15 protein-coding genes and 1 riboswitch are annotated in these 16,508 nt (G+C 42.5%); of the genes, 11 read left to right on the top strand and 4 right to left on the bottom strand.

Annotation, left to right across the window (positions count from 1 at the left end; translation table 11 throughout):
- Nucleotides 1-19: 19 nt before the first annotated feature.
- Together L4D20_RS23250 and ubiA are read left to right on the top strand one after the other, a co-directional pair.
- Nucleotides 20-562 (top strand): chorismate lyase, encoded by a 543-nt coding sequence (locus L4D20_RS23250; RefSeq protein ID WP_428803962.1) that lies wholly within the window; start codon nucleotides 20-22, stop codon nucleotides 560-562.
- Complete coding sequence (gene ubiA / locus L4D20_RS23245; RefSeq protein WP_428803961.1) at nucleotides 559-1,452, top strand: 4-hydroxybenzoate octaprenyltransferase; 894 nt, start codon at nucleotides 559-561, stop codon at nucleotides 1,450-1,452. The genes L4D20_RS23250 and ubiA overlap by 4 nt, the downstream gene beginning before the upstream one ends.
- A 99-nt stretch (nucleotides 1,453-1,551) precedes the next feature.
- On the opposite strand, the gene plsB is transcribed toward ubiA, so the two are convergent.
- Nucleotides 1,552-3,978 (bottom strand): glycerol-3-phosphate 1-O-acyltransferase PlsB, encoded by a 2,427-nt coding sequence (gene plsB / locus L4D20_RS23240; protein ID WP_428803960.1) that lies wholly within the window; start codon nucleotides 3,976-3,978, stop codon nucleotides 1,552-1,554.
- A 210-nt stretch (nucleotides 3,979-4,188) separates the two neighbouring features.
- On the opposite strand from plsB, the gene L4D20_RS23235 reads away from it, so the two are divergent.
- The 4 genes from L4D20_RS23235 (at nucleotide 4,189) to dinF (ending at nucleotide 7,619) form a co-directional block, all read left to right on the top strand.
- Nucleotides 4,189-4,551, top strand: coding sequence for a diacylglycerol kinase (locus tag L4D20_RS23235; RefSeq protein ID WP_428803959.1), 363 nt, complete (start codon nucleotides 4,189-4,191; stop codon nucleotides 4,549-4,551).
- 109 nt (nucleotides 4,552-4,660) lie between these two features.
- The gene (gene lexA / locus L4D20_RS23230; protein ID WP_428803958.1) at nucleotides 4,661-5,278 is read left to right on the top strand and encodes a transcriptional repressor LexA; all 618 of its coding nucleotides are present in this window, start codon (nucleotides 4,661-4,663) and stop codon (nucleotides 5,276-5,278) included.
- Between the two features lie 112 nt (nucleotides 5,279-5,390).
- A complete protein-coding gene (locus L4D20_RS23225; RefSeq protein ID WP_428803957.1) occupies nucleotides 5,391-6,203 on the top strand; it encodes a class I SAM-dependent methyltransferase in 813 nt (270 codons plus the stop codon).
- A gap of 36 nt (nucleotides 6,204-6,239) precedes the next feature.
- A complete protein-coding gene (gene dinF, locus L4D20_RS23220) occupies nucleotides 6,240-7,619 on the top strand; it encodes an MATE family efflux transporter DinF (protein WP_428803956.1) in 1,380 nt (459 codons plus the stop codon).
- Between the two features lie 36 nt (nucleotides 7,620-7,655).
- Here dinF and sthA read toward each other — a convergent pair whose 3' ends face one another.
- A complete protein-coding gene (sthA, locus tag L4D20_RS23215; RefSeq protein WP_428803955.1) occupies nucleotides 7,656-9,056 on the bottom strand; it encodes a Si-specific NAD(P)(+) transhydrogenase in 1,401 nt (466 codons plus the stop codon).
- A 261-nt stretch (nucleotides 9,057-9,317) separates the two neighbouring features.
- Between sthA and fabR the strand changes: the two genes are divergently transcribed.
- Nucleotides 9,318-9,959: an HTH-type transcriptional repressor FabR gene (fabR, locus tag L4D20_RS23210; protein ID WP_428803954.1), complete on the top strand. Its 642-nt coding sequence runs from the start codon at nucleotides 9,318-9,320 to the stop codon at nucleotides 9,957-9,959.
- On the top strand, nucleotides 9,959-10,402 hold the full coding sequence (locus tag L4D20_RS23205) for a YijD family membrane protein (protein WP_428803953.1): 444 nt from the start codon (nucleotides 9,959-9,961) through the stop codon (nucleotides 10,400-10,402). The genes fabR and L4D20_RS23205 overlap by 1 nt, the downstream gene beginning before the upstream one ends.
- A 97-nt stretch (nucleotides 10,403-10,499) precedes the next feature.
- Here the strand turns inward: L4D20_RS23205 and trmA are convergent, their stop codons facing one another.
- Nucleotides 10,500-11,609: a tRNA (uridine(54)-C5)-methyltransferase TrmA gene (gene trmA / locus L4D20_RS23200; protein WP_428803952.1), complete on the bottom strand. Its 1,110-nt coding sequence runs from the start codon at nucleotides 11,607-11,609 to the stop codon at nucleotides 10,500-10,502.
- Between the two features lie 155 nt (nucleotides 11,610-11,764).
- Nucleotides 11,765-11,966, top strand: a riboswitch (cobalamin riboswitch).
- 55 nt (nucleotides 11,967-12,021) lie between these two features.
- Between trmA and L4D20_RS23195 the strand changes: the two genes are divergently transcribed.
- The 3 genes from L4D20_RS23195 to murI are packed head-to-tail and all read left to right on the top strand — an operon-like array spanning nucleotide 12,022 to nucleotide 15,454.
- On the top strand, nucleotides 12,022-13,881 hold the full coding sequence (locus tag L4D20_RS23195; RefSeq protein WP_428803951.1) for a TonB-dependent receptor domain-containing protein: 1,860 nt from the start codon (nucleotides 12,022-12,024) through the stop codon (nucleotides 13,879-13,881).
- A gap of 52 nt (nucleotides 13,882-13,933) precedes the next feature.
- A complete protein-coding gene (locus L4D20_RS23190) occupies nucleotides 13,934-14,620 on the top strand; it encodes a Dph6-related ATP pyrophosphatase (RefSeq protein ID WP_428803950.1) in 687 nt (228 codons plus the stop codon).
- Nucleotides 14,621-14,653: 33 nt separating this feature from the next.
- Nucleotides 14,654-15,454: a glutamate racemase gene (gene murI / locus L4D20_RS23185; protein WP_428803949.1), complete on the top strand. Its 801-nt coding sequence runs from the start codon at nucleotides 14,654-14,656 to the stop codon at nucleotides 15,452-15,454.
- Here murI and L4D20_RS23180 read toward each other — a convergent pair.
- The gene (locus L4D20_RS23180) at nucleotides 15,417-15,869 is read right to left on the bottom strand and encodes an RNA recognition motif domain-containing protein (RefSeq protein ID WP_428803948.1); all 453 of its coding nucleotides are present in this window, start codon (nucleotides 15,867-15,869) and stop codon (nucleotides 15,417-15,419) included. The genes murI and L4D20_RS23180 overlap by 38 nt on opposite strands.
- Nucleotides 15,870-16,508: the final 639 nt, after the last annotated feature.

Genomic DNA, 16,508 nt, shown 5'->3' with positions numbered 1-16,508 from the left:
CTAATAATTGAATACTAGTATGAATCTATCAACTTCGCTCTATCTATCTGCTTTACTTCAAGTAAATTGGCAAGATCCTTCCGATTTTGACTTTCCATCTCAACAATCCAGAAGCTGGTTGTTAGAGCTTGGGTCTTTGTCACGCTTACTCGAACGCCACTGCCAAGCATTAACGGTAGACCTATTACATAATCGCATTGTGAAAGCAGAGCGACTTAACGAGCAAGAAATATCCCTTTTATCTCCAGAACAATGCTTATTGCGTAAAGTCGTATTAAAAGGCGATGGAATTCCGTGGGTGTTAGGGCGTACATTAATCCCGAGTTCTTCGATTGCAGATCAGCAGCATGACTTAACTGAGCAGGGTGAGATCCCTTTAGGTTTAACGGTGTTTAGCACCAATGATGTAAAGCGAGATGCGCTTCAAGTTGGTTGGGCAGAGACAGAGCAAGGACGATTTTTAGCGAGACGTTCTCGACTGTGGATGAATAATAAGCCGATGTTAGTCGCAGAACTGTTTTTACCGGCATCACCCATTTACGTTAAAGAGTGTCAATCATGAGTAGTGTCGATGCTAAGGAAAAGCATGAAGTGAGCGTAAAAGAGAAAGCAAAAGCTTACTGGCTACTCATGCGAATGAATCGCCCTATTGGTTCATTACTGTTGTTATGGCCGACGTTATGGGCGTTAATTGTGGCGGCGGAAGGACTTCCTCAGTGGGATGTTGTTGTCGTCTTTACCCTTGGGGTGTTATTGATGCGTTCAGCAGGCTGTGTGATTAATGATTTTGCGGATCGTCACGTTGATGGTCACGTGAAGCGAACCAAGGACCGACCATTGCCGTCAGGCACGGTTTCAAGTAAAGAAGCCATTGGGCTGTTTGTTTTGTTGGCCGTTGTTTCGTTTCTTCTCGTATTAACCATGAACCCTCTAACGATTAAGCTCTCTTTTGCCGGTATCGTTCTTGCGTTTATTTACCCATTTATGAAGCGTTATACTCACCTTCCTCAATTGTTCTTAGCGCTGGCTTTTAGTTGGGCTATCCCTATGGCGTGGGCAGCACAAACGAATGAGTTGCCACTCATGGTTTGGTATCTGTTTGTTATCAATGCTGTTTGGACCATTGCTTACGATACCCAATATGCGATGGTTGATCGTGATGATGATGTTCAAATCGGCATTAAATCAACAGCTATTCTCTTTGGCCGATTTGATAAAATGATCATCGGTGCACTACAGCTAGTAATGCTAATTATGCTGATGTTATTGGGTGATTACTACCTGCTAGGAACCACATTCTATTGGGGATTATTGGTTGTTGGGGCTTTATTTGTCTTTCAGCAACACCTGATTCGTCACCGTGAGCGCATGTCATGCTTTACAGCATTTCTAAATAATAACTACGTAGGTATGGTCATAACCATCGGCTTACTACTTGGTTTTCTAATTTAGCGAATAGCTTCTCTCGCTATATCCAATTTATAAAAAAGGCATCCAATAGGATGCCTTTTATTTTTGTAGTGAACGATCGTTAAGGTTGCTGCTGAGTGGCTATTGATTCGCTTGGTGGATGCTCTCTTGAATGGTTAAGCGAACTTCAGGGTAGAGCATTGAGTAGAGCAGCTGGGCCAGTTCTTGGCTTCGCTCTTGGTCGCATTCACCATTTTGTTCAAGGTATGCTTGCTGTTTAAGTGTGTTAAACATGCTAGAAAATACACCTTTATCAAAAAACTCAGGTGCGTTGATACCGTGTAGTCGACCAAGCCTTTGAGCGATATCTTGGCTTCGTTTCTCTAAATCAGATTTTCCTAACTCAGGATTATCAGAGAGTAGATTTAGCGCTATCGCGTAGCGTTGTAGGGTTTCAGTAATCGTTCTACCTAGCAGCATCAATACCTGAGTATTGGCTTGGTTGATGGCAACGTTATCGCCATCAATACAGACATGACCTTGGTTTGAAAGCTCTTCAATGTAAGCAGTGACTACGTCTGCTAGTGCTTCTTCCTCAATACTTAAAAACAGCTCTTGCTTAAGGAAAGGATAAATCTTTGCAACTCGGCTTTGAATGGTCGCGATAGGTAACTGCTGGCTACGAATCAGCATTTGTGCAATCAGAGATGGAATTGCTAGTAAGTGAATAATGTTATTACGGTAATAAGTCATTAATACTGATTGATGACGGTCGAGCGAAACAATGCTGCCCATCGCATCACTATCGATAACAAATTTATCTAGCGATTCTGCATGACGGACAAGCTCATCCGCACTTTCTGATGGCATTGTGAACGTTGACGAATACGGTACATTTTTCAAAAGCGATAAATAGCTGTCGATTTGATTAACTAGGCTATCGCGAGAGAGTGCTCGTTGGCGTGATGCCAAAAGCGCTGTCGCGCACAGTGTGAGTGCGTTAGCTGCTGCAGCATCGTTGATGTTGGTCATCATCTTATTGGCGAGCTTGTTTACCACCGGGTTCATCCATTGAGGTTTGTTACCACCCATAGGATCGATGTCTTGTGTCCACTCTGGAGCGTGTTCGTTTAGGTACTGGTTCAAAGGGATTGGCTCACCAAAGTTTACGTAGCCTTTACCAAAGTTGCGTAGCTTACGAATGGTGCGAAGAACTTGGCCTGCGTTTTCTTTCTCTTTGTCTTTTCCACGAAGTTCTTTGGCGTAAGTGCTCACTTCCATTACGTGTTCATAACCAATGTAAACAGGCACTAACGTGACTGGGCGGTTTAAACCACGCAGCATCGCTTGAATCGTCATGGCAAGCATTCCTGTTTTTGCTTGCAGTAGGCGACCTGTGCGAGAGCGTCCGCCTTCACTAAAGTACTCAACTGAATAACCTTTACTAAATAACTCAGCAAGATATTCACGAAATACCGTCGAATAAAGCTTATTGCCTTTAAAACTACGGCGAATAAAGAAAGCCCCACCACGTCTAAAGATAGGGCCGGCAGGGAAGAAGTTTAGATTGATGCCTGCTGCAATGTGAGGCGGGACCATACCTTCGTTGTAGAGAACGTAAGAGAGCAGCAAGTAATCCATGTGACTACGATGGCATGGTACATAAACAATCTCATGACCATCTTGTGCTAAGCGTCTGATGGTTGCAGCATTCGAAATATTCAAACCTTGATAGATACGGTTCCATAGCCAACCTAGCGTACGCTGACCCACTTTAATAAGTGAGTAGGAGAAGTTAGCTGCGACTTCTTCCATGATCGCGTGGGCTTCTTTACGGGCTTTTTCAATCGGGATGTTTTTAGCTTTTGCTTCTTCTTCAATCGCTTTTTCTATCGCTTGAGAATCGAGTAAGCGTTGAAACAGCGCCTGACGATTAGGGAGGTCAGGGCCAGAAGCTGCTAGCTTTTGACGAGAGAAGTGAATGCGGGCAACACGAGCAAGCTTATGTGCGATGGATTCATCTGTGCCGTGAGCGTCTGCCATATAACGAAGTGACACTACCGGGCTGAAACGAACCATGCAATCACGGCCGGAAAATATTACAGCAGCGGCTTTTTGAGGACCATTAAGCGCTTGAAGATAAGGTTTTGTCTGTTCTTCTTTACCTGGCTTACGCCCCCAAAGTACTGTCGTTGGAATTATCTGTACATCTAAATTGCTATCGAACTGGTGAAGTTCTAACAGTGATGAAAAGAGAGAGATCGAAGTATTGGGTACATCTTGATTACGTTGAACAAGCGTCGGTCTTGTTGATGTAAATACATAACGAGGAAAAGATTGACCATTGATAACGACGGGGCTTAAAGGATCAGGAAGACCGAGCTCCAGAACGTGCTTTTGCAGAGTTAGCAGGTCAACACTTGATCGGAATGGCAGTGCATACACAATAGGCTTGTCAGCATCAATATTATGATCTTCAATAGGGTTTGAAGGAATTGCCTTACCTTTTACTAAGAGTGATAAAGGTAACTTTAGCAATGATCGTGCTAGGGATTGTCCTGAAGACATATAGATTCACAGCCTCGTGTGTTTCAAATAAGCATAAGCGAATTTCTAATTATTTGTCATTTTAACGATAAGTAGAGAGTCGCCTAGGCAGGTCATTTAAAAGAGCGGCAAGGATACCAGAAACTGGTCTAACCTTTTAATCATAATGTGGATGATTTGGTCAGATTCGTGCGAATTTTTTATGAATGTTTATCTTATAAGGGAAAGGACGTGCCAGATAAAGCTGTACATGGATTCAAACGGATTCGAAATGCGTTAGTGTATTCATCTAAGGGGCTCAAAGCGGCGTTTAAAAATGAAGCTGCATTTAGAGAAGAGCTACTACTCGCCATCATCTTTATCTCTAGCTCTTTTTATTTTGAAGTGACGGATGTTGAGAGGGTGCTTTTAGTAACTTCAGTTCTTCTCGTGTTGGTGGTCGAACTAATTAACAGTGCAATCGAAGCGGTAGTGGATAGAGTAGGTGAGGAGCATCATGAGCTTTCTGGGCGTGCGAAAGATATGGGCTCTGCGGCAGTATTAATTACGATTCTTCTGGCGGTATACGTGTGGATAGAGATCATAATTATTTGACTGAATTTATCGATGAAAATCGAAAGAGTGAAAAAACAACCAATTATCTTTTCATTTTATAACTTACTGGATATACTCACAGTTAACTGTATAAAAAGACAGGTTACTTATGAAGCCATTGACTGCACGCCAGCAACAAGTATTTGATCTCATCAAAAGTAAAATTGATGATTATGGAATGCCACCGACTCGAGCTGAGATTGCTCGTGAATTGGGGTTCCGATCTGCGAATGCCGCAGAAGAACATCTAAAAGCGCTTGCACGTAAGCAAGCGATCGAAATTATTCCAGGCGCTTCGCGTGGTATCCGCATTCTATTAGAAGCGGCTAACGAAGAAGAAGGCTTACCGCTGATCGGTCAAGTCGCTGCGGGTGAACCAATTCTTGCTCAAGAGCATGTAGAAACGCATTACAAAGTGGATGCCAGCATGTTTAAGCCTCAGGCTGACTTCTTGCTTCGTGTGAATGGCGAAAGTATGAAAGACATCGGCATTATGGATGGTGATCTGTTAGCTGTTCATAAAACACAAGATGTTCGCGATGGCCAAGTTGTCGTTGCTCGTGTTGATGATGATGTGACAGTTAAACGTTTAGAGCGTAAAGGCTCAACGGTTTTGCTTCATGCTGAGAATACAGAGTTTTCACCAATCGAAGTTGACCTTACTGCGCAAAGCCTTGCTATAGAAGGTATTGCTGTTGGTATCATTCGAAATACCGATTGGATGTAACTTTCTTAATTGAGAGATAGTAGCCTATTTTGATCGGCGATGTTCTCAATAGCTTGTAAGTTTAAATGATATTCATTATCATCTTCTTTCTGGATTCATAAGGAAGATGATAATGTCTCTGCCGACCCCTTCTTCAAAACGACGCTATCAAATCCCCGCTGATTTGCTACAACCTTTATGGCTGAGAAGCCGTGAGAGTTTAGTGGATGATGGCCTTGTTTATGATCCTATCGCTGCAAACGCTTGTCGTTATTGCCAAGTTGCCCCTGAATGCCTGTCAGGAGATGTCGATCAGAAGCAGCTTTTGCATGCCACTCTTACCCAGCTTTGTGATTTACAAGTAAAAACGTTTATTGAACGTTATCCAGATGCTTGGATCATTAATGTAGGGGCAGGGTTAGACACTCGTTTTTACCGTGTCGATAATGGGCTTTGTCATTGGATCGAGTTAGATGTGACCGAGAATCTGTTATGGCGACAAAAACTATTCCATAAGAGCGAACGCTATTTGCATCAATGTGGCAGTGTTGATGATCTTCAGTGGCTCGATCAATTGCCTGTTCCAAACCATGCCAATGTCATGATCGTATGTGAGCACGCGCTGCTCGATGGATCTCAACAACAAGTCGCCAGTTTTGTACAAGCGCTCGGTCGTCATTTTGATGGGGCGACAGCATGTTTGGTCATCGCCGGAGATAAAACCTCGACTCAAATGGGGAAAAAGATGGGGTCTGGGGAGTACGCACACGGCTACTCTCATCCAGGTGAGTCCATTTTGAATTATTTACCCTGGGCACAATGGGTAAAAACATTCTCACCATTAGAAAAAAACTGTGGTCGCTGGAAGTTTTGGCAGCGATGGCTAACTAAGTTCCCCTCTTTAAAACAAAGACTAACACCAGTAGTAGTTCAGCTTCGTTGGTGATCCGGTTACACTTCACTCTCTAAAAGTGAGGTGACTGTGATTTCCCAACCAATTCAATTCTTCAATTATCTGTTTCGAACGCTAAGCAATCTCTCGCTGCATAAGAGGGTACTATTGCTCGCCATTCCAATGGTGCTTTCCAATATTACGGTTCCTTTGCTTGGGTTAGTGGATGCTGCGGTAATCGGTCATTTGGATCACGCATGGTATTTGGGTGGGGTTGCGCTTGGCGGCACGATGATCAGTGTGACGTTTTGGTTACTCGGCTTTTTGCGTATGTCGACCACAGGACTAACAGCTCAATCCTATGGCGCAGATGATAAGCAGCAACTGGCGCTCGTGTTCATTCAAGGCTTAATAATGGCCTTTGGCTTTGCCGTTGTCTTTCTACTATTTCACGGTGTGCTGTCTGATGTGATTTTTTCACTGAGTAGCGCAAGTGAAGAGGTGAAATTTTACGGTGAACAGTACTTTGCAATTCGAGCTTGGAGTGCACCGGCTTCATTAGCTAACTTTGTTATCTTAGGTTGGTTATTGGGCACACAAAACGCCAAAGCGCCTATGTGGATGGTGATCATTTCTAACGTGACCAACATCGCTCTCGATGTTTTGTTTGTGATGGGGTTTGATTGGAAAGTTGAAGGGGCAGCTCTAGCCTCGGTTATCGCAGACTATATGGGCTTCGCATTTGGTCTATGGTGTGTTTATCGAACGTGGTGTGAACGTAAGCTGCCTTCTCCTCGCTCTATAATTGCCCAAAGTGGCAACGATATTGGTCGGTTCGTTAAGCTAAACCGCGATATTTTTCTGCGCTCGCTCTGCTTACAAGCAACCTTTAGCTTTATGACATTCCAAGGGGCAAGCTTTGGTGACGATGTTATCGCTGCTAATGCGGTATTAATGAGCTTTTTGATGATCATTTCTTACGGTATGGATGGTTTTGCCTATGCGATGGAAGCCATGGTCGGTAAAGCGATAGGCGCGAAAGATAGAAAAGAGCTAAGTCAGTCTTTGATTGGTACGTTTTTTTGGAGTCTGATCATCTGTATTGCTTTAACCATCTCATTTTATATTTTTGGATCGAGCCTGATCAGCTTGATCACCGATATTCCAAGCGTACAAGAGAATGCTTATATTTATCTTCCGTGGTTAATTGCGATGCCACTTACGGCAATGTGGTGTTTCTTGTTTGATGGCATATTTATCGGTGCGACAAAGGGGAAAGAGATGCGTAACAGTATGTTTGTTGCGACAAGCTTTTTCTTTGCGATGTTCTATCTAACCAGTTCGATGGGTAATCATGCTTTATGGCTAGCGATGCTGAGCTTTATGGCGATGCGAGGGATCGGCTTAGCGGTTTTATTAATCGTGCAGTGGCGAAATGGAACATTCTTAGAGCAAAAAACCGCAGGTTAATCCCTGCGGTTTTGTTGGTTTGGATTCTATACGTAATCAGAACAGGCGGTTTAACCCATTAAGTGCAGCTACGCGATAGGCTTCTGCCATGGTTGGATAGTTAAACGTTGTATTAACGAAGTACTCAATGGTATTCGCCGAGCCTTTCTGCTCCATGATCGCTTGACCGATATGGATGATCTCAGCCGCACGTTCGCCAAAACAATGAATACCTAAAATTTCTTTAGTTTCTCGGTGGAAGAGTATCTTCAAGCTACCGATATCTTTGCCAGCGATTTGTGCTCTAGCCAAATGTTTAAACGATGCTCGGCCCACTTCATAAGGTACTTTCGCAGCGGTTAATTCTTGCTCTGTCTTACCCACAGAGCTGATTTCCGGAATGGTGTAGATACCAGTCGGAATGTCTTCAATCAAATATCCAGAAGCCTGCCCATGAGTGATTGCTTGTGCAACGAATCGGCCTTGATCGTAAGCTGCGCTAGCAAGGCTAGGATAGCCAATCACATCACCCACCGCGTATACATGCTCGATACTGGTTTGGTAATTGCTGTTCACGGAGACTTGCCCACGAGAGTCTGCAGCGAGACCGACCGCATCAAGGTTAAGCTTGTCAGTATTACCTGTTCGGCCATTTGCATACAGTATGCAATCGGCACGCATTTTCTTACCAGATTCAAGATGAACAATAACGCCATCTTCATTTGCTTCTATCTTCTCGAAGGTTTCATCATTTCTGATCACCACACCACTATTCCAGAAGTGATAAGAGAGCGCATCAGACGTTTCGTTATCTAGAAATGAAAGGAGTCTATCTCGCGTGTTTATAAGGTCTGTTTTAACGCCAAGCCCGCGGAATATAGAGGCGTATTCACAGCCAATAACACCTGCACCATAGATAATGATATGGCGAGGGTCGTGCTCTAAGCTTAGGATCGAATCACTGTCGTAAATACGTTGGTGGGTAAAGTCGACATCAGCAGGTTGGTATGGGCGAGATCCCGTCGCAATAACAAATTTATCAGCGGTGTACTTTTCAATCGTCCCATCAGGCTGAGTGACATCGATAGAGTGATCACCAGAAAACTGAGCCGTACCAAAAATAAGCGTACATTCATTTCTATCGTAGAAGCCTTGACGAAGTCGAGTCTGTTTATCAATAACAGATTTCGCGTGGCCTAGAATGTTAGAGAATGTGGAGTGAATACTGCTGTTATTGTGACAAAAAAGTGGGTTGCTATTAAATTCAATAATACGGCTAACGGCATGACGAAGCGCTTTAGAGGGAATGGTTCCCCAGTGGGTACAACCGCCACCGACGCTGCTCTCTTTTTCTATGATAGCGACATTGAGCCCCGCTTTGGTTAAACCCATAGCTGCCCCTTCACCTCCTGGGCCACTACCGATAACAATTACGTCAAAGTGGTTACTCTCAGTCATAGATATTTCCTTGTTATAATTTTTTACATTGCTGTAGCGAGATTTTAACGCATATTGCAGATAGGTAAATGAATTCAACACGAGAGAGTCGAAGTGATCACGGTGACTGAGGTAAAATGAGTGGGAGGAAAGTGATCTCTGACTTATTTATTACCGTTGCCTTATGAACTGAGTAGGAATAAAGCAAAACATAAGGTTTATGAACATCATCGCTTCGCGTTATAGTATGGTTGTTAAAATAATGAGCAAAGTAGTCCAGTCATGAAATCTATGGGTATTCGCGCACAACAAAAAGAGAAGACTCGTCGCTCATTAATTGATGCAGCATTTAGTCAGCTTAGCGCCAACAGAAGTTTTTCTAATTTGAGTTTAAGGGAAGTGGCTCGTGAAGCCGGTATTGCCCCGACCTCTTTTTATCGTCACTTTAAAGATATGGATGAGCTAGGCTTAACCATGGTGGATGAAGGTGGATTGTTACTGCGCCAGTTGATGCGTCAGGCTCGCCAACGTATTGCAACAGAGGGGAGTGTAATTCGTACCTCAGTTGAAACGTTTATGGAATTCATTGAAAGCAGCCCGAACGTATTTCGTCTATTACTTAGAGAGCGCTCAGGGACATCATTTGATTTTCGTACCGCCGTTGCTCGAGAAATACAACATTTTGCGGCAGAGTTAACCGAATATTTAACCATTACGGGAATGAGCCGTGATGAGGCACTTACTCAGGCGGAAGCTTCTGTAACTCTCGTATTTAGTTCGGGTGCAGAAGCTCTAGATTTATCCAAACGTGAGCGAGATGAATTAGCTGAACGTTTGATTATGCAGTTACGAATGATCGCTAAAGGTGCTTTTTGGTACCGTAAAGAGCGAGAAAGACATCGAAATAGAGGTAGGGCAGATTAATGTCGAATGCAGAAAATGTGTCGAACACAGAAAATAAAGTAGACCAAGACTTTGAGGCTGAAAATAACGCTCAAGTTGATCATGATTCTAATATAGATAAAGGCTCTGAGCGAAAAACACTGCTGCTCGCTTTGGTTGCAGGAATGTGTGGCGATTCACTGTTGTCTTGGATGACAATCAGTGATGTTAGTTTTTCCATATTCCCAATTATTGCCCTAGTGCTCTCAGTACAGGCGTTGTATCAAGAGTATCTACGTAGTCCGGTATCGGAAGATATTCCATTAGTCGGCTTAGCGTGCTTTTTCGTTGGTGGTTTTGGCCACTCAGCCTTTATTAAAGCTCAGTATCCTGATGCGGGCTCAAACCTGATTGCTATAGTGGTTGTGATGCTACTGATGCTATGGATAGGTAAGAAGCTTGGTTTTATCGGTAAAGATTCGTAGCTCCAAAAAGCTCAAAGCGAGTACCGAATTATAGATATAAAAACGAGCCAAGTGGCTCGTTTTTTGTTTTCATAGCGCTCTAAATATGACGATAGTTCTAAGCTTTGCGCTCAAGTAAAACGCCCGCTTCCATATGGTGGGTATATGGGAACTGATCAAACAGAGCAAATCGAGTCACATTATGAGTCTCGGAGAGAACATCAAGGTTATCTTTTAGCGTTTCTGGGTTACATGAGATGTAAAGAATACGCTCGTACCCTTGAACCATTTTACAGGTATCAATATCCATTCCCGAACGCGGCGGATCAACAAAGATAGTATTGCAGTTGTAGCTAGTAAGATCGACATTCGCCTGCTTCAAGCGGCGGAACTCACGCTTACCTTGCATTGCTTCGGTAAAGTCTTCCGCTGACATACGGATGATTTGGACATTGTCGATGTTATTCGCTGCAATATTATATTGAGCGGAAACCACTGAAGGCATCGCAAGTTCAGTAGCGAGTACACGTTCGAAGTTTTTTGCCAGAGCAAGAGAGAAGTTGCCATTACCACAGTAGAGCTCTAGAAGATCACCTTGGCTCTCTTGAGTACAGTCAGTCGCCCATTCAAGCATTTTCTCTGCAACTTTCCCGTTTGGCTGTGTAAAGCTGTTTTCTACTTGTTGGTAGATATAGCTATTGCCATCTACGTCTAATTTCTCAATAACATAGTCACGGTCTAGAACTATTTTCATCTTACGAGCGCGGCCAATAAGATTGAGGTTAAATCCTTCGTCATTTAAACGTTGCTTTAGAACTTTTGCTTGTTCAGTCCATTCATCATCAAGTTGGCGATGATAAAGCAGTGAAACCAGTATCTCGCCGCTCAGTGTTGAAAGGAAATCAACTTGAAATAGCTTATGGCGTAGTGTGTTGTTCTCTTTCATTGCATCAATAAGCAGAGGCATCAGATCATTGATGAGTCGGCTAGCTGCAGGGAATTGATCAACGCGGTATTTCTCTTTCGTCTCTTGATTGAACATCACGTAGTACATGTCTTCGCCTTCGTGCCATACGCGGAACTCTGCTCGCATACGGTAGTGTTGCTCAGGAGATTCAAATACTTCTAACTCAGGCACATTATAGTGAGAAAACATTTGGGTTAGACGTTCCGTCTTTTCTGCCAATTGTTGTTGATAGTGCTCAGGGTTTACATCAAGAGTCGCCATGGTTTTGCCTTTATCGCTAGTTCATTCTAAGAAAGAGCGCAGATTTTATTCAATCCTAGCCACTTGTCCAGTGATGAATGAAACTAGTGCTATTTTCTAGTCATTAAAACTATAGCTTATAGCGATGTTTACCTAGACAAAGTTGAGCGAGACGAATAACATCCTCGACTAACTGGTGCCACTCTAGAAGTATAGATGGCTGAATAGGGAATCTGGTGAGAATCCAGAACTGACGCGCAGCGGTAAAAGAGAACGAATACTCAAATGACACTGTACTAGATTGTATGGGAAGTCGAGTACTAGGCGGTGTAAACCAAGCTCTTAAGTCCGAAGACCTGCCAGTAGCCGAGAATAACATTAGATACTGATATCAATGCTCGGAAGGATTTCGCGATTTAGGACAAATAAGACAATGAACAAATCTATTCTAGCGATTGCTGTAGCATCGCTAACTACGCACGCCTCTATTTCTTACGCTGAGCAACAGGTTGATGAAACCATGGTTGTTACGGCAAACCGTTTTGAGCAACCGATTAAAGATGTTATTGCCCCTATTACGGTGGTAACAAAACAAGATATTGAAACATCTCAATCGAAAACGCTACCTGAAGTATTAAGAACCTTACCGGGTATTCAGGTCAATGCTGGTGGGTTTGGGCAGTACTCTTCAGTTTATGTAAGGGGCGCATCTTCTCGTCATTTACTTGTTTTGATAAACGGAGTGAGAATTGGTAGTGCTACTGCCGGTGAAGCTGCATTTAGTCAGATCCCTCTAACAGGTATAGAACGTATTGAATATATTCGCGGTGCCCGAGCTGCGCTTTATGGGTCGGACGCTATCGCTGGTGTAATCAATATTGTTACGGATTATCAAAAGGGCACTCAAACTGCTGAAATTAAGGTTGGTGCAGGTAGTCATAGCTTCTATGAGAGCAGTGCCTCAGTAGCAGGTGAAATTTCACCTTCGACTTGGGGTAAAGTTAGTATCTCAACCGAAGGTGATAATGGAGCTGTATCGGCTAGAGAGTCAACTGATACAATTCCATTTGAAGAAGATAAAGATGGCTATGATAAAACGACGATTGTTGCTGAGCTTGGTCATCAAGTAACCGATGAGCTTCAGCTAAGCCTTCAAGGCTATTATCACGAAGGCACAACCGAATATGATAAGACTGCATGGGATGAAAACTACGTTAATGTAATCCATCCGAATGCAGAGTCAGAAAGCACGTTGTATAACATTGCGGGAAAAGCAAAATATATCCGAGACGGATATTTTACTGAATTAACGTTAGCGACTAATTCGGATAAGGGTGTTGATAGCAACGATCTACAAGATGATTCGGTATTCGAAAGTAAACGTTACGTTGCCAACTGGATTCATAGTTATCGATTTACTCAAGACTTTATTCTTGGCGGTGGAGCTGAGTGGAATCGTGAAGAAGTATCAACAAGCACCGGCACTTACTTTGAAGAAAAAAGAAATAACAAAGCCTTGTTTGTTACGGCAAATTATCATCTAAATGATTTGTCTACAGAAGCGAGCTTACGTACTGATGATAATGATAGCTATGGCCGTAATAATACTTGGCAGCTAGGTGCTGCATATGCCTTGACCTCGGAACTACAGCTATCAGCAAATATGGGTACTGGTTATAAAGCACCTACATTTAATGACTTGTATTATCCTGATGCGGGAAACCCTAACCTGAATGCAGAAGAAAGCTTTGGTTATGAAGCTTCACTTTCTGGTTACCATGAGAGTGTAGAATGGCAAATTACAGGCTTTAAATCGGAAATAGAACAGCTGATTGCGTGGGCTCCTATTGATCCTAGTAACCCTGCAGGGGACTGGATTCCTTCGAATGTTGATACTGCTGAGATGAAGGGAATAGAGAGTGAAGTGACTTTCTTTGTGGATAACGTATCGAATACATTTGGTTATGACTATCTTGATGCTACTGATAGTAAAACAGGCAATCAACTGATTCGACGTTCTCAACATGTAGCGCGCTGGAATCTAGGTTACCAATTATCAAGTTGGAACTTTGATGTGACGACTTTGTATAATGGTAAGAGTTTTGAAGATGCTTCAAATACTAATGAGCTAGATGCTTATACGTTAGTTAACCTAGCTGCTAGTTATGCGTTTACTGAACAGTTGAAAGTTCAAGGCCGAGTTTTAAATGCCTTTGATAAAGAATATGTAACGCAAGAAACCTATAACACTATGGGGCGCTCATACTATATTAGCGCGGCCTACCAATTCTAATTATTATCTAAACCGCCTTCGGGCGGTTTTTACTTTTCTATAGGTCTGAATAATGAAAAAGAACGTAGTGATAAGCTGGTCGAGTGGAAAAGACTCGACACTAACCCTAATACGGCTACTTGAAGATCCTAACTTTAATGTAGTGGGCTTATATACCACCTATGTAAAAGATGAAGTTCCATTCCAAGCCACTCCGCTAGAAGTTGTCCAAATGCAGGCTGACCTTGTTAGGCTTCCCCTAATAACTATTGAACTTCCAGAAGTCTTTCCGAGTAACGCTATTTATCAGGAAACAGTAATAGATGGGCTCAAGAGTTCAACGTTGCCGATTGATGCCATAGCGTTTGGGGATATGTTTTGTAATGGCATTGTTGATTATCGAAAAAGTTATATTGAGCCCGCAGGGTGGGACTGCGTGTTTCCACTATTAGGGGAGCCTTCGGAGACGTTAGCTGCGGAAATTCTTAGACGAGGAATTATTACATCCCTCATTACCATTGATGGTGATCGCCTCGATAGAGAGTACTGCGGTAGAGAATACAGTCACTACTTGCTTAAAGAGCTTCCCGAAAACATCGATCCATGCGGTGAAAATGGTGAGTTTCATACTTTAGTGACACAAGCACCGTGCTTTGAAGGGAAAATAGAGCTAAAACTACTGTATGTCGATCATGATGAGCGATTCAGTTATCAAAGATATCAAGCAACCGCGTTGCCAAATCATAAAGAGAAGGTATGATTTGCGGGTACTAACTTAGGAATAATTAATAGCGTGTCTAATCAGAGCAATCCTTCAGTTCTAATCTTTGACTCCGGTGTTGGTGGGCTCTCTGTCTATCAAGAAGTTAAACTTCTTCTGCCACAAGTAAATTGTACTTACCTGTTTGATAACGAAGCTTACCCATATGGAGAGCTCTCTCAAGAAGTATTGATTCATCGAGTAGACATGCTTATTTCCAATTATCTGGCTGAGAATCCTATCGACGCTGTGGTGATTGCCTGCAATACCGCAAGTACTATTGTTCTTCCCACATTACGTAAAAAGCACACTATCCCTGTCATTGGTGTCGTCCCAGCAATAAAGCCAGCATCAACGATTGCCAATAAAGCGGTTGGCCTAATAGCCACGCCGGCAACTATAACTCGCGAATATACGAAAGACCTTGTACGAAGCTTCTCAAGTGATACACACGTTGAAATGCTTGGTTCAACTCAGTTGGTTGAAATGGCTGAAGCAAAATTAAGGGGAAGGGAGGTATGTATCGAAGTATTAGCACAAATACTAAAGCCTCTTATTGGCAATATTGACGTTGCCGTACTTGGATGCACACATTTTCCTTTGATCAAAGAAGAGATAGCGCAGGTATTAGGTAATAAAGTGACTTTGATTGATTCGGGTGAAGCGATAGCTAGGCGAGTGCAGTCATTACTGAAGTTAGAACCTGGAAATGTTTATAAAGAAAGGCAGGCTATTTGGAGTAGTGCGCGTCCATCAGATGAAAGCGCACTTAATTATGTATTGAAAGAGCTAGGTTTTAGTCCTGTTCAATGTCTTCGTTTTCCGGGTGTTTAGGATCGTTCGCTACTCTTACCTTTAGAGTACGCTGCATATAGTCTTGGTCATTAAGAGCTTTGATTGTTGATTTAACATCATTAGCTGCGATGACTACAAAACCAAAGCCTCTTCTTTTACCTGTGCGCTTGTCTTTCATAAGGCGCACGGCAAAAACCTCACCATGTTTAGAAAAAAGTTCCCTTACGTGTGCTTCATTTGCTTTATAAGGTAGGTTACCTACATAAAGAGTTTGTGTTGAAGGAGAAGAAGTTTCAGAAGTTTCCGTGTCAGTGTTAGAAGGTTTTAGAATAATGGCAGAAGCACAAACACCGATAACGAATGCGATTGCAGAAGGTATTTCTACAAAGTTGAGAACGATAGCGCCAACAACTGCGACGGCTACTACCATTGGGATCGATTTATTAGAGTTCATATTGAATACTACATTTCAATTAATAAGAGAGAGTTAGGGTCTACTGTTAACAAAATAGACACATGAATCTTACGTACATGTTTTGACTTTTACCAATATAATGATGTGACATGTCTCAAATGTTGAAATTTTATTCAATATTAGTGATGTTGGTGGCTTTTTAGGCGAACGAATTTAATTTAATAAAAAAGCCTTGTCATAAAGTTAATCCTCTCTATAATGCCGCCTCACTGACACGGAATGAGACACACATCTCATCGAGTGTTAAGTAGGAAAAAAGAGTTTGAAATTAACTCTTGACTCCAAAGTTTCAAAGCGTATTATACGCACCCCTGACAACGAACGGCAACGAACGAAAGTCAGGCGCTCTTTAACAATTTAAACCTATCAATCTGTGTGGGCACTCGTTGATGAAAATCCAAAATGTTTTACTTAGGTAAAACAGTTTCTTCGGAAACACTTGGGCTTCAATGAACTGAGTGACCAATACGAATAACTTCGGTTATTTGGCACAGTCAATTCATTATCTTTCTGTTGGAAAGGTAATAGCTTTAAAGTTACATCTTCATGTTTACATGAAGATTAGTTTTGAAGTCAGTATTCATTGAGCCGACAAAATCTTAAATTGAAGAGTTTGAT

This window comes from Vibrio kyushuensis, assembly GCF_050337325.1.
GTDB classification, from domain to species: Bacteria; Pseudomonadota; Gammaproteobacteria; order Enterobacterales; family Vibrionaceae; genus Vibrio; species Vibrio kyushuensis.
Note: the sequence above shows the minus strand (reverse complement) of the source record. Positions and strands in the feature narration are given on the sequence as shown.

Excerpts from the sequence above, each read along its gene's own strand:
- plsB (WP_428803960.1), bottom strand. The coding sequence starts at position 3,978 with ATGTCTTCAGGACAATCCCTAGCACGATCATTGCTAAAGTTACCTTTA.
- sthA (WP_428803955.1), bottom strand. The coding sequence starts at position 9,056 with ATGACTGAGAGTAACCACTTTGACGTAATTGTTATCGGTAGTGGCCCA.
- L4D20_RS23190 (WP_428803950.1), top strand. The coding sequence starts at position 13,934 with ATGAAAAAGAACGTAGTGATAAGCTGGTCGAGTGGAAAAGACTCGACA.
- lexA (WP_428803958.1), top strand. The coding sequence starts at position 4,661 with ATGAAGCCATTGACTGCACGCCAGCAACAAGTATTTGATCTCATCAAA.
- L4D20_RS23250 (WP_428803962.1), top strand. The coding sequence starts at position 20 with ATGAATCTATCAACTTCGCTCTATCTATCTGCTTTACTTCAAGTAAAT.
- trmA (WP_428803952.1), bottom strand. The coding sequence starts at position 11,609 with ATGGCGACTCTTGATGTAAACCCTGAGCACTATCAACAACAATTGGCA.
- fabR (WP_428803954.1), top strand. The coding sequence starts at position 9,318 with ATGAAATCTATGGGTATTCGCGCACAACAAAAAGAGAAGACTCGTCGC.
- ubiA (WP_428803961.1), top strand. The coding sequence starts at position 559 with ATGAGTAGTGTCGATGCTAAGGAAAAGCATGAAGTGAGCGTAAAAGAG.
- L4D20_RS23180 (WP_428803948.1), bottom strand. The coding sequence starts at position 15,869 with ATGAACTCTAATAAATCGATCCCAATGGTAGTAGCCGTCGCAGTTGTT.
- L4D20_RS23225 (WP_428803957.1), top strand. The coding sequence starts at position 5,391 with ATGTCTCTGCCGACCCCTTCTTCAAAACGACGCTATCAAATCCCCGCT.
- L4D20_RS23205 (WP_428803953.1), top strand. The coding sequence starts at position 9,959 with ATGTCGAATGCAGAAAATGTGTCGAACACAGAAAATAAAGTAGACCAA.
- L4D20_RS23195 (WP_428803951.1), top strand. The coding sequence starts at position 12,022 with ATGAACAAATCTATTCTAGCGATTGCTGTAGCATCGCTAACTACGCAC.